Here is an 18,378-nt window from a genome sequence, read left to right as displayed (position 1 = left end):
AGTCCTATTAGAACTACGTCATAAAATTAAAACACAACAAGATAAAGTTAAACGATAAAATATATACAAGTATGAAGCTGAAAAATATATTATCAATGGTTTGTTTCCTCTGTCTGGTATTTTCTTGCTCGATGGAAGATGATGTACTGAACGGGCAGAATGGGAATGCGCAAATTCCTACAATAGAAGAGGGTGATGTTTATGTCGGTTTTAGTATTGATAGGCAGTCATTGGCAGCGACTAAAGCAAACACTACACAAGATCCGGATAAAGCAGAAAAAGAAATTAAGTCATGTTCGATCATTTTGCTTGATGGCGATAATGTATTGATTGCCGATGATAATGTTCATGTGAACAGTGATAATGTGATCGTCAAAACGGCTGCCGGCAAGGACACGGTAAAGTATATGGTAAAGGTTAAAACTCCAAGTCCTTATAAAGTGATGGTGGTTGCCAATTCTGATAAAACGTTTGCAGGACTTGCTAACTTAACCGCCATTAACAATGTATTGCAAGATGACAAAGATGCATTGGTTAAAGTGGGTACGGGAAATGTTGTTTTTGAATCAGGTTTTAAAGGATATACCTCTACCGTGGAATCCAGTAATCATCCGGTCATGGTTGATCCGGTTACTGTCTCTCAATTGAGCGCTCGGATAGATTTGAACTCATTTAATGTGGTTGAATTTATTGAAAATTCAGATCCGGTTGATGTGGTAGTGAAAAGCGTAACATTGACAAATCTGAACACGACAATTTACACAGGCAATACTTATGTTGCAACTCCTCAGTTGGAGACAGAAACATATACCTTTGAAAATGGCGGATTTAAAGTTTATGATGCAACAGCAAGCGAAGATAAACGGAATATCGCTTTAACAGAAATACCACGTTTCTATACTTTTTCTAACCAATTAGAAAATTCTCCGATTACTATGAGCATTACTTATACGGTTGGTGATATTGAATATACAACAAAAACACCTTACGTAATCAATAAGCCGGGTAATAGTGCTGATCATGAGTATGTTAAATCGTCCTGGTTGTATAAAGTGAATGTAGATATGTCTTTGAGAAGCGGTATTACATTTACAACGAACGTATTGGACTGGGTTGATGTGAATTTGGATGTAGAGTTTTGATAAAAGAAAAAAATAAATAATTAGGGATATGAAAAAATGGTTAGGGTTAATACTGGTTCTATTACTAACTTCGTGTGTGGACGAAGATTTGATAGATAAGCCGGCTATCAGCGGAGAAGCGGTAGTTGCTGAGCTTAATTTGTGGACGCCTGCGTTGTCTAATTCTTCTCTTACAAAAGCGATGGGAGAGGCCGATGAAGCAGCAGTGAACAATTTGTATGTGTTAGTCTTTGATAGTGAGGGCCGGTTTCTGTATGGAAATGAAGCACAGTCTATTACGGATACAGAAGATGTGAACAAAAAAACGGCTAAGGTACAATTGAGAACAACAAGCGAAACTGTTTCTGTTGTTGCTTTAGCAAATATGACGCAGGAAGGACTAAGTTTTTCTCTACCGTCTGCGAATGAGGATAAAACAACTTTTTTACGGCGTTTAGTTTATACAGTAAGTAGTACGTGGCCTGCTGTTTCTAAAGGAGAGGATGGCTTTCGTCCGTTCCCGATGTGGGGCGAATTGAATGGCCCTGTTACGGCATCGATGGAAATGAATTTGCTGCGTGCTTTGGCGCGTGTAAACCTGACTATTGCGGCCGGACAAAACTTTAAAATGAATGGAATAGAGGTCTATAATTCACGTACGGGCGGTTATTGCTCGCCGATAGGCGATGTGATAACTTCTACTGGCAACGTAAGCGTACCTTCTATTCCTGTTTCCGGAGCCGGTATATCGAGTGCTCCGTTGAGTTATTCAGTGAATGATTCCGAAGCCGATACAATCCGTTCTTATAAAAATGAGATTTATGTGCCGGAAGCATCTGTTCAAGATGGTTTTTATCTGAAGGTACGGGGTACGATAGATGGTATAGCCAAATCATATAAAGTAGAGTTTAAACAAAATAATCGGCAATTGGCCGTTCTGCGTAATCATACGTATAATGTAAATGTAAAACGCGTCGGCTCGGGCGAATCGGATTGTGATGTAACGATCGAAGCCTGGAGTGACGTGACGATGAAAAATCCGAATTCACAATATTCACTGACGGTTGATAAGAGTTCGATTGCTTTTGTGGCAGCACAAGGAGCATCGGAAAGTGTGAAAGTTACAACTGATCATGAAGATGGATGGAAGATAGACGAGACTGTTGGCAATTGGTTTACTGCAGAAATTGATGGTGAAAATTTGAAAATTACGACTACGGAAAGAAATGTCGGAGCTAAAAAAGAAGGTTCTGTCAGTATTCGTGCCGGCCAGTTAGTGAAAAAAATAATAGTAAGACAAAAGGAAGAGGCTACGGCAAACTGTTATATCGTTTCGGAGGTTGGAACTCAACAGCTATTTGTGAATTTGAAAGGAAATGGATCGGATGGTTTGACAGCCGAAGGTTTGTCCGGACAGTTTAGTGCAACTGCGGAATTGAATCCGGATAAAGTTGCGATTATTTGGGAAACAACGGAAGGGTTGGTGACTATTGAGGGTAATGGAATACCTAATAATGGGATTATTTCTTATACAGTCAACCCCGTTGGGGAAGATAAAAGCTTTATTGGTGGCAATGCATTGATTGGGGCATATCAAAAGAGCGAATTGATATGGTCATGGCATATTTGGGTTGTTCCGGATTTTGACGATGGAATGGAAAAGCATGAAGAAGAATGGATTACTGGATATACATTTTTGGATCGCTATCTTGGAGCAACTTCCAGTAAACCTGGAATCGCATCTTTAGGACTTTTATATCAATGGGGACGTAAAGATCCCTTTATAGGAGCCGGTAAAATTGATGGTGCTAACAAGAAAGGACAGCCTACAGAAAAAGCATATACAAAAATGTACAATGCACCTGATGGAACACTTTACGAGTGGAAAGCAGGAAATGGCGATTTGAATTTCAGTATAAAGAATCCTACAATAATATTGACTAATGGCTTATGTCAAATAGATGTAAATGGGCATTATCTGTGGGGTACAGATCAAGGTATGACTTTAAATATTGGTAATAGTGCAACAAATGCCGGAAATAAAACCATTTATGATCCTTGTCCTATAGGTTATAGAGTTCCACCTGTAGATGCATTTATTTTTAAGACACAAAATCAAAATTCTTACAAAATTAATTGGGGGGCAAATAACTGGTATATTCCTAATAATATTGGAGATCGTCATGGAGCGAATGGTGGTGGAAATGGTAGTGCTAAATATATTGAAAATGCAGAGTATTATGGCTTTTGGATAAAATATGACTCAAATAATAATGAACCTGTAGGAATGACGTCTGGGGGAGGATACTACCAAGAGCCAACAGATAACTCTACTTGGATGCCTTTAGGCGGTGTTTATGATGGAGATATGAGTAAATTTGCATTGGTAGATAGGCATAATTCGTTAAGTGTAAATAGTATTGTATGGACAAATTCGCCAATTAAGATTGATAATGGTAATCAAATACGTCCTGCTGCAATGTTTCTACATGGAACGGAAAGCAGTAGTGGTAATGGCCGCCATCTCCATCAACTGAATGAAACGGGTAGTTTGGCTGCTAAAACCCAATACGCCGGTTCTGTCCGTTGTGTGAAAGATATCAAAAAGAACTATAGCGATTTGAGTTCAATATCTCCGTCTACTGTTACATTGGCCGGTACTGCCGGAGCGAGTCAAACGGTTAAATTGACTTCTATCAATGAAGATTGGGAAGTTGTCGATCCGGGAGCAAAATGGTTCTATGTAACACCTCAGGAAGGAAAAGCGGACGGCGGTTCCGGGCAGACGCTTACATTGGTGGCACCGGATAACAATTATGACGATGTCCCGTCTGCAACGTTAGTGATTCGGTTGAAAGATACCGGAAAGGAATTGCCTGTAACGGTCAATCGGAATAAGTTGTCTTCGAAGTTTGTCGTTAATCCGACTTCCCTGAATTTCACAGCTGTTGGTGGTGCACAAAATGTTTCGATCGAATCAAGAGGAGGTTGGACTATTACTCAGTTGCCGGATTGGATTAGTGCAAATATGACAAGCTCATCAAGCGATGCTGCCCAAACAGTGACATTCACGGTTGCTCCGAACCCGTCGATAACAAGTTCACGTTCATATAATGTTGTTGTTAAACAGAAAAGTACAGATTTGACAAAGACAATAGTTGTAAAACAGGCTGCTTCCGTATTTGAAGTATCGAAGAGTACTCTGACTTTTGCCGCTGCTGGTGGTAGTCAGACTGCAACGATAGAAGCGACAAATGGTTGGACCATTACGGAATCTCCCAATTGGCTTACAGCTTCTCCAACATCCAATAGTGATGCGTCCAGAAAGATTGTAACATTTACCGCGGTAAAGAATACAACGTACGATACGAAGTCTGGTGCTGTCAGGGTTTCAAATGGTTCTGAAACAAAAGTGATTAATGTTACACAAAGTGGAAGAACAAGCCCGAGTGTGTCGCCGAATCCGTTGAATGTGGATAATTATAATGGTATTTGGTCGAGTCTTAGTGGAACTATTTCCATAAAATGTGAATCGGATGTGACGTGGACTGCAACGGTTAATAATTCTGATAATTGGGTTAAAATTAGTGCTAATTCGGGGCAAGGTAATAAAAAATTGACAGTCACAGCAGGTTATCACGTCTTACAAGGCTCTCGAGATGGTTTTATTACATTTAAATTCAGTACAGGTGAGACTGTTGTATTGACTGTTAAACAAGGGTATTAAATAATATAAACTTATGATGATGAAACGATATAATATACTATACCTATTAACATTTGTTCTTGCCTTAGTTGCATGTACAAATGAAGACCAGCCTTCTCCGGTATTGCCGGAGAAAGCCCAGGTGACGATTAATCTGCAGATGCCGGGTTTAAGCCTTCCTACAAAGAGTGCGGCTACTGCTGATGAGAACCGGATCAATGATTTGTATGTATTGATGTTTACTTCAGAAGGGTATCAAACGTCTGCAAAAGCCTCTTCTATTACAAATAAAGATGAGATCGGTGCAGAAAAGACCGTTGCAGTGAATTTGCCTTTTGTGGAACAACAAGTAGATTTGGTCTTTCTGGCTAATATCGGGGAAGAGGGTAAAGAACTTTTGGATAGAGCCGAAATCGGAGTATCTAAGGAGGCTTTCCTTTCTTCAATGATATTCACTTGCCCGGAATCTGCAAGTAGCGTGCCGCTTATACCTATGTGGGGAGAATGCACGGTGGCAGAAGTATCGTCTTCAGCTTCTATTTCTGTAACAATGCTTCGGTCTATGGCCGCTGTGAAGCTTAATATTACAGATGAAGTGTTGAATTTTACATTAGAGGAAGTTTCATTCCATAATGCATCTTCTATTGGAAAAATTGTTCCGAATGCAGATGTTTGGAATGGCGTAAACAAGGTGACAGGCCCGTCCATCCCTGATGGAGTTGGTCATAATCTACTGCAAGTGGAAACAAATTCTACAGCCACTTTCTATGTCCCGGAAACATCGGAAAACGGAACGGGAGCTACAAATGCTTATTTGATTATCAAAGGCTCTTATGAAGGTTTTGGTACTTGTTATTATCGATTAGATATGTTGGACAGAGACGGTGATCCAGTCAGTTTGCTGCGTAACCATATATATACGTTTACGATTTCCGGTGTACGCTCTATCGGTTATACCAGTTCCAGTGAAGCTGCAGCTAATCCGGCGTCTAACGGAGAACAAGGAAATCTTCCGACTACAATCCAAATTACGGATGCAGCATCTGGTATGAACGAAGCTACGACGGATGGAGAACATTATCTGGCTGTCAATGCTTCTACTTTCCAACTTCCGGCAAGCGGCAGCAAAGCGGTTTTGTTGAAAGTTTATACGGACGTACCCGGAGGTTGGGCCTTAATCGATTTGCCGGCAGGCGTATCTGCATCACCTTCGAGTGGAGAAGCTGATAAGGTAGGCTTCACTTGGGTGTGGGTGGATACGAATAGTGTTTCTGGCCGTAGTATAAAGTTTTATGTGAAAGCTGGGACTTTGTGGAAGATCATAACGATCAAGATATAGTTGGCAATGCCGTTCGACAAAAATATTTTATCGATTGTGTCAAAATGATTTAAGCCTATATTTTTTCATTTAACTTACATACACCAATCCTTAACGGGATATAGGTAGCTTAGGGCGCGGAGATTTTCTTCGTGCCCTTTGTGATATAAGGGAGGTTGTGTGTGTCTTTCCGGACAGGGAGGTGTTTTTGGGGGCAAAATATAACTTTTTGATGCATAGCCTATGGGCTGTTCCAAATAAATGTTATCTTTGCCGGTAAGGAAAGAGGGAATGAATCTTCTTTCTTTTTTATAATCAACAACTAAAACCATATAACTATGGCTATATTTATCAATCCTTTTGTGGATCGTGGTTTTAAACTCCTTTTCGGAAGAGAGGACAGTAAGGCGCTTCTGATTGATCTGTTGAATGACCTTTTGGAAGGTGAACGTGCGATCGTTGAACTGTCTTTTATGAACGTGGAAGCTCCTGCTGATTGCCCCGATGGGCGCAATGCCGTGTTCGATCTGAAATGTAAGGATAAAGATGGGGCTGTTTTTATCGTTGAGGTCCAGAATTCACTGCAAACTTATTTTTTTGAACGAGGATTATATTATCTTTGTCGTATGATCTGTGATCAGGACAGGAAAGGTGAACAATGGAACTTCTCCTTATGTCCCGTCTATGGCATCTTTTTCCTGAACTTCAAGTCGGGTAAAAATGATAAGGTGCGTACGGATATTGTGCTCGCGAATCGTGAAACAGGTTGCCAAGCCAGTAACCTGCTGCGCGAAGTGTTTATTGAGATGCCTTTTTTCGATAAGAAAGAGGAGGAGTGTAAAACGGGTTTGGATTATTGGCTTTATACATTGAAATATATGGAACAGTTAAAAACAATACCATTCAAAGGTCAAAAGGCTTTGTTCGAGAGACTTGAAAAGTTGGCTAAGATTGTTAATCTCAACAAAAAAGAACGGATGGAGTATGAAGAATGTCTGAAAGTCTATCGTGACAATCAGAACACGTGGGATTATGCAATAGAGAAAGGCTATCAGGAAGGGGTGGACAAAGGACTGGAAGACGGATTGAAAAGAGGACTGGAAGACGGATTGAAAAAAGGACTGGAAGACGGATTGAAAAGAGGACTGGAAAAAGGACTGAAAAGAGGGCTGGAAAAAGGTGTCCGCCAAGTGGCCCTTAATATGAAACGAAAAGGCATGGAGGTCACTGCCATTATGGAGTGTACCGGCCTGGATGCCCGGACGATTGCGGAATTGTAGTTGGAATAATCGTTTGCAGAAGATTAATAGGCGAAGGTCCGGTAGCTTGCAGGTTGCCGGACCTTTTTTTCCTGTAATTGACCTACTTGTGTAAATTCTTTCTGCGAAAAGTTTTGTGTTTTGCGGAAAAACCGTACCTTTGCAAGCCGAATATTATCAAAATTGTACTAAGAGTTTAATTCTTAGCACGTTGTTGCGTCAAGTGTCCGTAGCGACAGCGCACGCGGGGATTGGATTCTTGTTTTTTAGAGTTATTAATTTATTAATTTTTTAAGCAAGTGGATACTTTAAGTTTTAAGACCATTTCTGCAAACAAAGCAACTGTAAACAAAGAGTGGGTCATTGTTGACGCCGAAGGACAGACTTTGGGACGCCTTTGCGCAAAGGTAGCGAAGCTTTTGCGTGGTAAGTACAAACCCAATTTTACTCCGCACGTTGATTGTGGTGATAACGTAATTATCATCAATGCAGACAAAATCGTTCTGACAGGTAACAAATGGAACGATCGTATTTATTTGAGATATACCGGATATCCCGGTGGACAGATCGCTTACACGCCGGCTGATTTGCAGGCTAAAGGTGACGACCGTCTGTTCCGTAAAGTAGTGAAAGGTATGCTTCCGAAGAATCGTCTGGGTGCCAAACTGTTGAAAAATCTGTATGTATATGCAGGAACAGAGCACAAACACGAAGCTCAGCAGCCTAAATTAATCGATATAAACTCATATAAATAATCACAATGGAAGTAGTAAATGCAATAGGAAGACGTAAGGCAGCAGTTGCTCGCGTATTCGTAAGCGAAGGTACAGGAAAGATTACTATCAACAAACGTGATCTGGCTAATTACTTTCCTTCTACAATCCTTCAGTTCATTGTTAAGCAGCCGCTCGCAAAGCTGAACGTTGCAGAACAATATGATATCAAGATCAACCTCGATGGAGGTGGTTTCAAAGGACAGTCTGAAGCTGCTCGCCTGGCTATCGCCCGCGCACTGGTTAAGATCAATCCGGAAGACAAATCCGCTCTTCGCGCAGAAGGTTTCGTCACTCGTGACCCGCGTGCTGTTGAACGTAAGAAACCGGGACGTCCTAAAGCTCGTAAGAGATTCCAGTTCAGTAAACGTTAATCTTATTTGTGAGTCCCTTACAAGTATAGCAAAGCGTTTAGTATCTAAATTATCAGGATTCTTTTTATATGCTGACATACGGGAGGACTACCTGATGATTGAGTTAAACAAAAGAAAGTAAACGATTTTAAGAAAAAAACAATGTCAAGAGTTAATTTTGATCAGTTATTAGAAGCTGGCGTACACTTCGGACACTTAAAAAGAAAGTGGAACCCCGCAATGGCTCCTTATATCTTCATGGAGCGCAATGGTATTCATATCATTGACTTATATAAAACAGTTGCTAAAGTAGACGAAGCGGCAGAAGTAATGAAGAACCTGGCAAAACAGGGTAAGAAAGTACTTTTCGTTGCTACTAAAAAACAAGCTAAACAAGTTGTCGCCGATAAGGCTTCTTCAGTAGGTATGCCTTACGTGATCGAACGCTGGCCGGGTGGTATGTTGACCAACTTCCCGACTATCCGTAAAGCTATCAAGAAGATGGCTACTATCGATAAGATGACAAAAGATGGTACATTTGATAATCTTTCCAAGAGAGAAAAACTTCAGATCACTCGCCAGCGTGCTAAGTTGGAAAAGACTTTGGGTTCTATCGTGGACCTGACTCGTCTTCCGTCCGCTTTGTTCGTTGTTGACGTAATGAAAGAACATATCGCAGTCCGCGAAGCGAACCGTCTGGGTATCCCTGTATTCGGTATGGTTGATACGAACTCCGACCCGAACAACATCGACTACGTGATCCCGGCTAACGACGACGCTACAAAATCTGTAGAAGTGATCTTGGGCGCTATCTGCGAAGCAATGAACGAAGGTCTGCAGGAACGTAAAGCTGAAAAGATCGATACGGAAGCTGCCGGCGAAGGCGAAGCTCCTAAAAGAGAACGCAAAGCGAAAGCGGCTGTAAAGAAAGAACGTACTAAGAAGGAAGACGACGAAGCGCTGAACGCTAACGTTGCTGACAAATTCGCTAAGGACGAAGAGTAATTCAATTGACAATTGATAATTGACAATTGAAAATTAAGAGAAACATAAAATGAAACGATGGGCAATTGGCTTTTGACTTGAATTGTCAATTGTCAATTGTCCATTGTCTATTAATAAAGTAAACATTTAATAAATAAGGAAATAAGATTATGGCTGTAACTATGGCTGATATTACCAAGCTGCGCAAAATGAGCGGAGCCGGTATGATGGACTGCAAGAAGGCTTTGACCGAATCTGACGGTGACATCGAAAAGGCAATGGAAATTATCCGTAAAAAAGGACAGGCTATTGCTGCTAAGCGTTCTGACCGCGACGCTGCTGAAGGTTGCGTATTGGCAAAGAAAGACGGCGAATTCGCTGCTATCATCGCTTTGAAGTGCGAAACTGACTTCGTGGCTAAGAATGAAGATTTCATCGCACTGGCTCAGGCTATCCTGGATGCCGCTGTGGCTAACAAGTGCAAGACTCTGGACGAAGTGAAGGCTTTGCCGATGGGGAAGGGCACTGTGCAGGATGCTGTTACCGACCGTAGCGGTATCACAGGCGAAAAGATGGAGTTGGATGGCTATAACGTAGTGGAAGGCGCTTATACCACTGTTTACAACCACATGGGCAAGAACCAGTTGTGTACGATTGTCGCATTCAACAAGGAATCTGAAGAGGCTGCTCACAACGTCGCTATGCAGATCGCTGCCATGAACCCGATCGCTATCGACGAATCCGGTGTCCCTGAATCTGTAAAAGAACAGGAAATCCAGGTGGCTATCGAAAAGACAAAGGCTGAACAGGTGCAGAAAGCTGTTGAAGCTGCCCTGAAAAAAGCCGGAATCAATCCTTCGCACGTAGATAGCGAGGACCACATGGAAAGCAACATGGCTAAAGGCTGGATCACGGCTGAAGATGTTGCCAAGGCAAAAGAAATCATCGCTACTGTTTCAGCTGAAAAAGCTGCAAACCTGCCTCAGCAGATGATCGAGAACATCGCTAAGGGCCGTCTTGGCAAGTTCTTGAAGGAAGTTTGCTTGCTGAACCAGGAAGATATCATGGATAGCAAGAAGACTGTAAGAGAAACGATGAAGGAAGCTGATCCTGAATTGCAGATCCTGGCATTCAAACGCTTCACTTTGCGTGCCGAATAATTTTTGCTTCGGCAGAACAGAATAAAAAAAAGGAGGTGTTTTGTGATGAACATCTCCTTTTCTATTTTTAGGCACGGATTCCACCGTGCCTGATTTGTATGTAACGCTTATTTCAATGCGGCCAAAGCCTCTTTGATACGCTTGATGGCTTCCACAATGTTTTCATCGCTGGTAGCGTAGCTCATGCGGATGCATTCGGGGGCGCCGAAAGAGGTACCGCCAACGCAAGCGACATGGGCGACTTCCAACAGGTACATGGCCAGGTCGTCGGCATTCTCGATCGTGCGTGTGCCGTCGGTCTTACCAAAGTAATAGCTGCATTTCGGGAACAGGTAGAAAGCGCCTTCCGGCTGGTTTACTTCGAATCCCGGAACTTCCTTCGCCAAGCCGACGATCAGGTTGCGGCGGCGTTCGAATGCCTGGCGCATTTCTTCGACCGGAGCCTGTGAGCCTGTGTAGGCAGCTTCTGCCGCTTTCTGCGATACGGAGCACGGGCCTGAAGTGTATTGTCCCTGCAATTTGTTTACTGCCTTTACGATCCATTCCGGTCCGGCGATGAAACCGATACGCCACCCGGTCATGGCATAGGCTTTGGAAACACCGTTGACAATGATGGTACGGTCTTTCATTCCGTCTACCTGTGCGATGCTGTTATGCTTACCGATGTAGTTGATATGTTCGTAGATCTCGTCTGCAATCACGATGATTTCCGGATGTTTTTTCAGGACTTCGGCCAGGCCTGCCAATTCTTCCGCGCTGTAGACCGAACCGGTCGGGTTAGACGGGGAGCAGAGGATCAACGCCTTTGTTTTCGGTGTGATAGCCGCTTCCAGCTGTGCCGGGGTGATCTTGAAATCTTGTTCGATACCGGCCGCAACGGTCACGGGTTTTCCTTCGGCCAATTTCACCATTTCCGGATAGCTGACCCAGAACGGAGCCGGGATAATCACTTCGTCGCCCGGATTTACCAATACCATGATTGTATTACAAACGGATTGTTTGGCACCATTTGCGCAAGAAATCTGGTTGGCTGTGTATTCCAATCCGTTTTCGTTTTTCAACTTGGCAACGATGGCGTTGCGCAAAGCCGGATAACCGGCTACGGGAGAATAACGGGAATAGTTTTCATCGATCGCTTTTTTGGCCGCTTCCTTGATCGGTTCGGGGGTGTTGAAGTCGGGTTCTCCGACACTCAGGTTGATAACATCAACTCCCTGGGCCTTTAATTCATTGCTCTTCTGGGACATCGCCAATGTTGCGGAAGGCGACAAACTTGCTAAACGTGCTGATACTTGTGTCATGATAGTGTTATTATGTAATTATGAATTATTTGATATTGTGTAAGACGTGTCCCATGCGTTCCTTTTTCGTCTTCATGTAAAATTCGTTGTAAGGATTCGGAGCGACTTCGATAGGAACGTTTTCTACGACCGTCAGCCCGTATGCTTCCAGTCCGACGCGCTTGACGGGATTGTTGGTCATCAGGCGCATCTTGGTGACGCCCAAGTGGCGCAGGATCTGGGCCCCGACGCCGTAATCGCGTTCGTCGGCCTGGTGTCCGAGATGCAAGTTCGCATCGACAGTGTCCAGACCGTCTTCCTGAAGTTTATAGGCTTTCATCTTTTCCATCAGCCCGATGCCGCGTCCTTCCTGGTTCAGGTAGACGATTACTCCCTTGCCTTCTTTTTCGATACGTTGCATGGCTTTGTGCAACTGCTCGCCACATTCGCAGCGCATGGAGCCGAAGATATCACCGGTTGCACAAGAAGAGTGTACGCGTACCAGAATCGGTTCGTCCGGCTCGAACTTGCCTTTTATCAGGGCGATATGTTCCAGTCCGTTGCTTTTCTGGCGGAAAGGGATCAGGCGGAAGTGGCCATATTGGGTGGGGAGGTCTACTTCGACGCCATTTTCTACGATCGATTCTGTTTTCAGGCGATACGAAATCAAGTCTTTGATACAGATGATTTTGATATCGAACTTCTTGGCTACCTCGATCAGTTGGGGCAGGCGGGCCATGGTCCCGTCTTCATTGATGATTTCGATCAGTGCACCTGCCGGATACAGACCGGCGAGGCGTGCCAGGTCGACAGCAGCTTCGGTATGTCCGGCACGGCGCAGGACACCACGCGAACGGGCGCGGAGCGGATTGATATGTCCCGGACGGCCCAGGTCGGACGGCTTGGTTTTCGGATCGGCAAGCGCCAGGATGGTTTCTGCGCGGTCGAACATCGAAACGCCTGTCGTGCAGCCGCCTCCTAATTTATCTACTGTTATTGTAAAGGGAGTCCCCAGCAAAGAGGTGTTGTTTGCCACCTGCATGTCGAGCTCCAATTCCTGGCAACGTTCTTCCGTGATCGGTGCGCACAGTACGCCACGACCGTTTTTCAACATGAAGTTTACTTTTTCGGGAGTTATCTTTTCGGCGGCAATAATAAAATCACCTTCATTTTCGCGATCTTCATCATCGACAACGATTAAGAATTTTCCTTCGCGGAAGTCTTCAATAGCTTCTTCAATGGTGTTTAATTTGATTTCGCTCATATATTCGTTTTACTTATATTTCTTATTTCACAAAGATACGGGTAATTTTTCAATTATGTCAATCAGTTCATTGCTTGTCTTTTGTACCGTTTTGATATCGTGCCGCAAAAGTTTGCGCTGGTACGTGGCAAGCAGATAAACCGGAAGCCCGATCGGGAAAAAGAGGCCGATTGCCAACCCTGCTTTTCCGTTTATTTTTGCATTTATCTGGTTGTAGCCGCTTATGACCGGGTAGTCCATCAGCTTGTTCAAGACTAAGTTCTGGTCCGAATTGGACAGCTCTTCGATGATGCCGTCCATTTCTGCCGCCAACTGTTCGGCCGTATGGTCGCGACCGCCCTGTTTCCAGAAACGGAAATAGTTTGTCCACCGTTTATGGGCGGCCAGATAGGCATTGCTTTCTTCTGCCAGTTGTTTCAGGCGGGGGATGATCTGCCCGTAATCCGGGTTGAACATGATCACCTCTTTCATTTCAACTTTTCTGCCCGAACGTTTCCCGAATATATTTTTCAAGGCATTCAGGTATGTATCGGCATTCAGGATGACGGAGTCGTTGACCGCTTTATAAGTCAGGAAGATACCTAACGGGGCCAAAACGGCGGAACTCAACCACATTCCCTGCCATGCTTCCCATACGCCGTCGCGGGCCATCTTGAAGCCGATGTTGTTGATAACATAATAGAATATGAAAAGGAGAACGGAAAGAACCACCGGAGTCCCCAAGCCGCCTTTTCGTATAATGGCCCCAAGCGGTGCGCCGATGAAAAAGAAGACCAGACAAGCAAACGAGATGGTGAATTTGTTGTGCCATTCCGTCAAATGGCGGCGCACCCTGTAGGCCTCGTCTCCGATAGTGGCTGCTTTGAAGAAGTAATCGGCCTTCATATTTTCGATGCTCGATTTCGCACGTGTCAGGATAGTCGCCTTCTTTCCGGGATTTTCTGCCTGGTAGAGGCTGTCGAAGTTCATGACGATTACCGGCTCGTCCCTCTTGGCCTCCGGTGTCGCCTTTGTATCGGATTTCTCGCTATTCGGTGCGTCCTTTACGTTATTCTGTTTTATGTCTTGCGGCTTCTTAAGCGTCTTTTTGTATGAAGTTTCGTAAACGTTCTTGGCATTGACGTTTTGTATGCTGTCTAAACGTACGGAAACGGAGTCAATGAAGATTTGCAGGTCATGCATGTTTTTACCCATAAACTGGTTTTGCATGAACGATTCGTCCGTCCGTGAGAAGTTTGCATCGAATTCGATCAGGATATCCCGGCTTTTGAAGGTCTCCCTCTGGTAGGGAACGGAACTTTTTGTGCCCGTAGTGCTCGATTGCTTGTCCAGGCTTCTGAAAGATTCTCCGTTAAATAAGGAAAGGACCAGGAACATTTTGTCCGCCGAAGTTTTCAGGCGACCCGAATCCGCGACCATCACGCTTACCTTGTTGAATCCCTCGGAATAGTCATAGATCATCATGTCGCGAAGAAGCCCCGTTTTGGTGTCTTTATGCTTTACATATACATTATATCCGGTGATTTCGCTATAGAAAACCCCTTCCGGAATATCCAACTCCGGCGATTTCTGACGCATGGACCAAAGCAGCGTGTAGAGTTTGACCTGCACGACAGGCATGGCATAGTTCTGGAAGAAGAAAGCCCCGATACTTATAATACTGATGGTGATGATCAGCGGACGCATGATATGGACCAGTGAAACGCCCGCCGATTTCATAGCCAACAATTCCAATCGTTCGCCGAGATTCCCGAACGTCATAAGCGAGGCAAGCAAAATGGCCAGCGGGAGTGCCATCGGCACAAGGAATAGGGCGGCATACAGAAACATTTCCGCCAGAACAGGAATCCCCAGACCTTTCCCGACCATGTCGTCAATGTACCTCCACAGGAACTGCATAAGCACAATAAACAGACAGATACCGAAGGTCATCAAGAACAACGGCAGGAAAGTCTGCAGCATAAATGTATATAATCGTTTTATTTTCAACATTGCTTATCCGGTTGACGGCGCAAAAGTAGTGAAAAAACGATATGATCGCTAACGGAAATCACTAAAACAACCTAAATACCGAGCGTACGCCTCAGTTCTTCTACTTGCGTGTCCCATAAATCGATAGAATCCCTTTTTTCATCCAGCTCGGCAAAATCCGTTATTTGCAAAGAAGTCGATCCTGTCAGTTCATGGCTGTGGATCTGGAATTCGAAATAGGCATTTTCATCCTCTTCATCCGTCCAGCGGTAACGAACGCTCATTTCCGGTTTCATAGACAGTACTTCCGCTTCCTGTTCGGCTTTGTTCCATTTAAAAACATACATGTTACCGTTGATAATAACATCATCGGCGAACCAGGCGGATAACCCTGGAGGAGTAGTGAGGTGATTCCATAAGCTTCGTCGTGAAACTTTATCGAAAATGTATTCGATATGAAATTTCTCTTTTTTCATCTTTCATTGTGTTTATTGGCAGCAAGATAATAAAAGAATTGATATCTGCCAAATCTGTTTCAAAAAAAGCAACTCTGAATTAAGATCTTAACAGGAAGCTCCCGAAAATAATTGAATTTTTTTTCATGAAAGTGTTGCACAATATAAAAATAAGCTCTACTTTTGCAGCGTCAATCAAGGAAATGATGACAACATGATGGCGAGATAGCTCAGCTGGTTAGAGCGCATGATTCATAATCATGAGGTCCCCGGTTCAATCCCGGGTCTCGCTACAAATTTGACACTTCTGCAATATTGCGGAGGTGTTTTTTTTATGTGGTTAACCGAATAACCGGTAATCTCGAAGCGGTGTCGAGCAAAATTTAAACAGGCTCTAAGAAAAAAGTAGACAATAACCCCCATTTTGCCTCTTTCGGCTATTTCATCTGAAAATCCGATTCGTATTTTTTGTTACATTTTGTTCGGCTCGGAGGCTTGTTTGATGATGATAAGCATTATGGAGTTGGCATTTTGTCCGGATACTTGTCCTGTATTGTCGTTTAAGCAAGGAAATTGTGACAATGTGATAATCCTTAACTCCCGGAGAATCGAATATTTCCGGGTAAAGCCGGAGGATGTCCCGATTATGCTCCTGGATTTTCCTGTCTATTTCACATGAGGTGCGCAGTTTTTCGCCATGAAGACGGTCGTCGTTACCGTGGCGACCGTCTTCATGGTGGACGGCGACCGTCTTCGTGGGCAATGGCGACCGTCCTCGTGGCAATGAAGACGGTCTTCGTGGCGAAAATCCGGCAAATGACTGAAAAAAGCTTTTTCTTCCCTTCCAAAAGCACCCTTTGGAGCTTTCCTTTATTGGCTTGTTTAAATGTTAAATAATAATTTATTTACAATAAGTGGTAATATGAGGGTGTGTATTCGCCTACCATAGACGGGCGCAGATAAATCGGTATTCACCTGTTTCACCTTTGAAAATATCCGGAACATTCTTCCCGATCCGCACTCCCGTTCATAAATAATATGTATATTTGTGGATTAAGTAACAACTAAAAAACAGTAACTATGAAAAAGGAAGAATCGGATCTGAAAATCATAGAAGAGATGGAAAGAAGAGAGTTGCAGGACAGGTATATCCGTTTTGATTGGGCCATCAAGCGTTTGTTGCGCCAGAAGGCCAATTTCGACGTGCTCGACGGTTTCCTGACCGTCATGCTGAACGAAGAGATCAAGATCGTCGAAATCCTCGAAAGCGAAGGCAACCAGGAAAGTGCCGACGACAAGTACAACCGCGTCGACATCAAAGCTTTGAACAGCAAAGGGGAGATCATTATCGTCGAGATTCAGAACACACGCGAACTGCATTACTTGGAACGCATCCTCTACGGCGTGGCGAAAGCCATCACCGAACATATCTCGCTTGGCGAAGGCTACGAGAAGATAAAGAAAGTCTACTCCATCAGCATCCTCTATTTCGACATCGGCATCGGGACGGACTATATCTATCACGGCCAGAACCATTTCGTCGGCGTGCATACGGGCGACCACTTGCGTGTCAATACGCGTGAACGCGATGTGATCGTTTCGCACCTTCCCGCCGAAATCTTCCCCGAATATATCCTGGTCCGCGTGAACGAGTTCGACAAAGTGGCCCTCACGCCCTTGGACGAATGGATGGAATACCTGAAAGACGGCACGATCCGTCCGGATACGACCGCACCGGGACTGAAAGAGGCACGCGAGAAGTTGAAATACTACTCCATGTCGCCCCAGGAACGCCTTATCTACGACCGCCATCTCGACGCCATCATGATCCAAAACGACGTGATCGACACGGCCAAATTGGAGGGGAGAATAGAAGGGAAAGCAGAAGGCAAAGCGGAAGGTAAAGCCGAGGGAATCGTCGAAGGAAAAGCCATAGGTCTTGCTGAAGGTGAGGCGAAAGGAAAAGCGGAAGGCCTTGCCGAAGGCATGCGCCAAGTTGCTGCCAGGATGAAAGATACGGGTGTGGACATGGCTACCATTGCAAAGTGCACCGGCTTGAGCGAAGAAATAATCCTGTCTTTATAAGGGAGGCTATCCGTCTCTTGTACGCAAAAGGCACAGATCTCTGTGTAATCTGTGCCTGAATTATGGCTATCGGTAAACAGGAAAAAGTCCAGATTATCTGTTCTCGTTAAAAAGAAACAGAGAGTCTGGACTTTTATGATAATTATGTAACCTCACGGTTATATTAATTAGGTTTGCTTGCAGAATTAAGGGATTCGTGCAAACAGAGTATAGGGTAAAATTTCACAAATTGTATTGTGTTATTTCTTGCTACAAAGTTACATGATCAATCGCTTTTTTATGCGTGGTAAATATGTCATACGGGTGCTGTATTCGTATTATTTGTGATATCGTAAAATGCTTATAATCAGCTTAAATACTAATTAACGATTGTATTTGTATCATATTGGTTGGTATTCCTATCACGGAGAATCGCCTATTTGTAAAAAAGCGGCGCACACTCGGAACCATCCGAATGTGCGCCTATTGCATATAAAAAATTGAGGGTCGAATTATCCGACTGTAACGTACTGAACAACAGTGCCCCAGTCTGAAACGTTAATATTGATATTGTTGCGTGAAAGGTCAAAAACGATATTCGTTTGTTCTCCTTCGTTTGCAGCCACGTTTTCCGAATTTTTGACATTTTCGGAAGAAAGCACCAAAACGT

13 protein-coding genes and 1 tRNA gene are annotated in these 18,378 nt (G+C 43.8%); 10 read left to right on the top strand and 4 right to left on the bottom strand.

Annotation, left to right across the window (positions count from 1 at the left end; all coding sequences use genetic code 11):
- Positions 1 to 71: 71 nt before the first annotated feature.
- From ACW6QF_RS17900 to tsf, 8 genes are all read left to right on the top strand, one after another.
- Positions 72 to 1,142, top strand: a complete 1,071-nt coding sequence (locus ACW6QF_RS17900; protein WP_456088793.1) for a hypothetical protein — start codon at positions 72 to 74, stop codon at positions 1,140 to 1,142.
- Between the two features lie 28 nt (positions 1,143 to 1,170).
- The gene (locus tag ACW6QF_RS17895) at positions 1,171 to 4,848 is read left to right on the top strand and encodes a BACON domain-containing protein (protein WP_456088792.1); all 3,678 of its coding nucleotides are present in this window, start codon (positions 1,171 to 1,173) and stop codon (positions 4,846 to 4,848) included.
- Positions 4,849 to 4,861: 13 nt separating this feature from the next.
- A complete protein-coding gene (locus ACW6QF_RS17890; RefSeq protein WP_456088791.1) occupies positions 4,862 to 6,166 on the top strand; it encodes a fimbrial protein in 1,305 nt (434 codons plus the stop codon).
- Between the two features lie 317 nt (positions 6,167 to 6,483).
- Complete coding sequence (locus ACW6QF_RS17885; RefSeq protein WP_456088790.1) at positions 6,484 to 7,425, top strand: Rpn family recombination-promoting nuclease/putative transposase; 942 nt, start codon at positions 6,484 to 6,486, stop codon at positions 7,423 to 7,425.
- Positions 7,426 to 7,703: 278 nt separating this feature from the next.
- Positions 7,704 to 8,159 carry a 50S ribosomal protein L13 gene (gene rplM / locus ACW6QF_RS17880; RefSeq protein ID WP_186931513.1) on the top strand — a complete coding sequence of 152 codons (456 nt, stop codon included), beginning with the start codon at positions 7,704 to 7,706 and terminating at the stop codon, positions 8,157 to 8,159.
- 5 nt (positions 8,160 to 8,164) lie between these two features.
- On the top strand, positions 8,165 to 8,551 hold the full coding sequence (rpsI, locus tag ACW6QF_RS17875) for a 30S ribosomal protein S9 (RefSeq protein WP_005637642.1): 387 nt from the start codon (positions 8,165 to 8,167) through the stop codon (positions 8,549 to 8,551).
- 141 nt (positions 8,552 to 8,692) lie between these two features.
- Complete coding sequence (rpsB, locus tag ACW6QF_RS17870; protein ID WP_005637640.1) at positions 8,693 to 9,535, top strand: 30S ribosomal protein S2; 843 nt, start codon at positions 8,693 to 8,695, stop codon at positions 9,533 to 9,535.
- Positions 9,536 to 9,684: 149 nt separating this feature from the next.
- Positions 9,685 to 10,674, top strand: coding sequence for a translation elongation factor Ts (tsf, locus tag ACW6QF_RS17865; protein ID WP_456088789.1), 990 nt, complete (start codon positions 9,685 to 9,687; stop codon positions 10,672 to 10,674).
- 107 nt (positions 10,675 to 10,781) lie between these two features.
- Here the strand turns inward: tsf and ACW6QF_RS17860 are convergent, their stop codons facing one another.
- The 4 genes from ACW6QF_RS17860 to ACW6QF_RS17845 form a co-directional block, all read right to left on the bottom strand.
- Positions 10,782 to 11,975, bottom strand: a complete 1,194-nt coding sequence (locus tag ACW6QF_RS17860; protein WP_456088788.1) for a pyridoxal phosphate-dependent aminotransferase — start codon at positions 11,973 to 11,975, stop codon at positions 10,782 to 10,784.
- A 25-nt stretch (positions 11,976 to 12,000) separates the two neighbouring features.
- The gene (locus tag ACW6QF_RS17855; protein WP_298551234.1) at positions 12,001 to 13,218 is read right to left on the bottom strand and encodes a bifunctional 3,4-dihydroxy-2-butanone-4-phosphate synthase/GTP cyclohydrolase II; all 1,218 of its coding nucleotides are present in this window, start codon (positions 13,216 to 13,218) and stop codon (positions 12,001 to 12,003) included.
- Between the two features lie 27 nt (positions 13,219 to 13,245).
- Positions 13,246 to 15,180, bottom strand: coding sequence for an LptF/LptG family permease (locus ACW6QF_RS17850; RefSeq protein WP_456088787.1), 1,935 nt, complete (start codon positions 15,178 to 15,180; stop codon positions 13,246 to 13,248).
- A 101-nt stretch (positions 15,181 to 15,281) separates the two neighbouring features.
- Positions 15,282 to 15,665, bottom strand: coding sequence for an START-like domain-containing protein (locus tag ACW6QF_RS17845; protein WP_298551231.1), 384 nt, complete (start codon positions 15,663 to 15,665; stop codon positions 15,282 to 15,284).
- A 198-nt stretch (positions 15,666 to 15,863) separates the two neighbouring features.
- On the opposite strand from ACW6QF_RS17845, the gene ACW6QF_RS17840 reads away from it, so the two are divergent.
- Positions 15,864 to 15,937 (top strand) — tRNA-Met (locus tag ACW6QF_RS17840).
- A 787-nt stretch (positions 15,938 to 16,724) separates the two neighbouring features.
- Positions 16,725 to 17,729 carry an Rpn family recombination-promoting nuclease/putative transposase gene (locus ACW6QF_RS17835; RefSeq protein WP_456088786.1) on the top strand — a complete coding sequence of 335 codons (1,005 nt, stop codon included), beginning with the start codon at positions 16,725 to 16,727 and terminating at the stop codon, positions 17,727 to 17,729.
- Positions 17,730 to 18,378: the final 649 nt, after the last annotated feature.

Source organism: Parabacteroides sp. (assembly GCF_977054455.1).
The sequence above is the reverse complement of the archived record's forward strand: the minus strand, read 5'-3'. Positions and strand labels throughout refer to the sequence as shown.

Coding starts and splice junctions, on each gene's coding strand:
- ACW6QF_RS17895 (WP_456088792.1), top strand. CDS start 1,171: ATGAAAAAATGGTTAGGGTTAATACTGGTTCTATTACTAACTTCGTGT.
- ACW6QF_RS17845 (WP_298551231.1), bottom strand. CDS start 15,665: ATGAAAAAAGAGAAATTTCATATCGAATACATTTTCGATAAAGTTTCA.
- rpsI (WP_005637642.1), top strand. CDS start 8,165: ATGGAAGTAGTAAATGCAATAGGAAGACGTAAGGCAGCAGTTGCTCGC.
- rpsB (WP_005637640.1), top strand. CDS start 8,693: ATGTCAAGAGTTAATTTTGATCAGTTATTAGAAGCTGGCGTACACTTC.
- ACW6QF_RS17890 (WP_456088791.1), top strand. CDS start 4,862: ATGATGATGAAACGATATAATATACTATACCTATTAACATTTGTTCTT.
- ACW6QF_RS17885 (WP_456088790.1), top strand. CDS start 6,484: ATGGCTATATTTATCAATCCTTTTGTGGATCGTGGTTTTAAACTCCTT.
- ACW6QF_RS17855 (WP_298551234.1), bottom strand. CDS start 13,218: ATGAGCGAAATCAAATTAAACACCATTGAAGAAGCTATTGAAGACTTC.
- ACW6QF_RS17900 (WP_456088793.1), top strand. CDS start 72: ATGAAGCTGAAAAATATATTATCAATGGTTTGTTTCCTCTGTCTGGTA.
- ACW6QF_RS17850 (WP_456088787.1), bottom strand. CDS start 15,180: ATGCTGCAGACTTTCCTGCCGTTGTTCTTGATGACCTTCGGTATCTGT.
- ACW6QF_RS17835 (WP_456088786.1), top strand. CDS start 16,725: ATGAAAAAGGAAGAATCGGATCTGAAAATCATAGAAGAGATGGAAAGA.
- tsf (WP_456088789.1), top strand. CDS start 9,685: ATGGCTGTAACTATGGCTGATATTACCAAGCTGCGCAAAATGAGCGGA.
- ACW6QF_RS17860 (WP_456088788.1), bottom strand. CDS start 11,975: ATGACACAAGTATCAGCACGTTTAGCAAGTTTGTCGCCTTCCGCAACA.